Genomic DNA, 935 nt, shown 5'->3' with positions numbered 1-935 from the left:
CTTGTTGCCGCGCTGCAACTCCAATTATTTTGGGTATAAACTGAGGTATAAATGAAAATGCCACCGAAGGTTCGATGGCATTAGTGCGAAGTGATTAGCTTAAATACGTGGCTTAGATGCCTAGTTCATCAAGCAAGTCGTTTGCGTTACTCTCTGGCTTCTCTTCCTTCTTTGCGCTGCTTGCTTTCATGTTTTGCTGCGCCTGTTCCAAGATATCATCTGGACATTCGTCTCCAGCAGCTTCGAACTCTTCTAGCTGAATAAATTCGGTTTTATCCATTGCTAGCTCAAGATAGAAGATATTGCCTTTCTCTGTTGAGAAGGTAACACGACGTGCTTGCGGGCGATCAAGGTTAGTATCAACCGACAGGTTTACCTGTTTGTTTAAAGACAGCATCTTAGGCTGGTTTTGCGTGATGTGGGTTTGTAGATCTTTGCGTACTTGGTTAGTGAAGTGACCCACTAATTGGTTCATTAACTCACCCAGTACGTCTGCGACTTCATCAGAAGTGTGTAGCACGGCTAACTCTTCTTCTGGCATACCCATATTGCGCATGTAGGCAGTGTAAAGCTCTAGTGCAGCTTTTGAAGTAAAGTTGATGACAACTAGCCCCGAAAAACCACCGTCAAAAAGAACGAAACAGCCGAAATCCGGTTTTAGGCTCGTTTTAGTGATTTTCTGCACCATTGCTGAGTATTGTACCGACGAGCTTGTTGCTGAAGTTAGTACGCCTGAAACCGATTGGCATAGCTTTAAAAGGATGTCTTCGGTCGTGATGACTTTATTTTTTTTCATTGATGATTCGCTCATAAGAGACACTCGGAGTCGCTCCAATAACTCTAAGTGTGGGAAAAAATTGCGAGAAGTTCCATTCTGACACTGCAATTCCGTTTTGATCACCCTTTTAAATGTTGTAAAGTGACCTGATTCAAAT

1 protein-coding gene is annotated in these 935 nt (G+C 43.0%); it reads right to left on the bottom strand.

The genetic code is table 11. The features are described 5' to 3' along the window. Positions 1-112 precede the first annotated feature (112 nt). On the bottom strand, positions 113-796 hold the full coding sequence (locus QTO00_RS20205) for a DUF3334 family protein (protein ID WP_331426341.1): 684 nt from the start codon (positions 794-796) through the stop codon (positions 113-115). Positions 797-935 lie beyond the last annotated feature (139 nt).

Origin of the sequence: Vibrio sp. M260118 (genome assembly GCF_036533755.1) — a bacterium.
Classification (GTDB): Bacteria; Pseudomonadota; Gammaproteobacteria; order Enterobacterales; family Vibrionaceae; genus Vibrio.
Note: the sequence above shows the minus strand (reverse complement) of the source record. Positions and strands in the feature narration are given on the sequence as shown.

Bases quoted from the DNA above. Each gene is read 5' to 3' on its own strand.
- QTO00_RS20205 (WP_331426341.1), bottom strand. From the start codon at position 796: ATGAAAAAAAATAAAGTCATCACGACCGAAGACATCCTTTTAAAGCTA.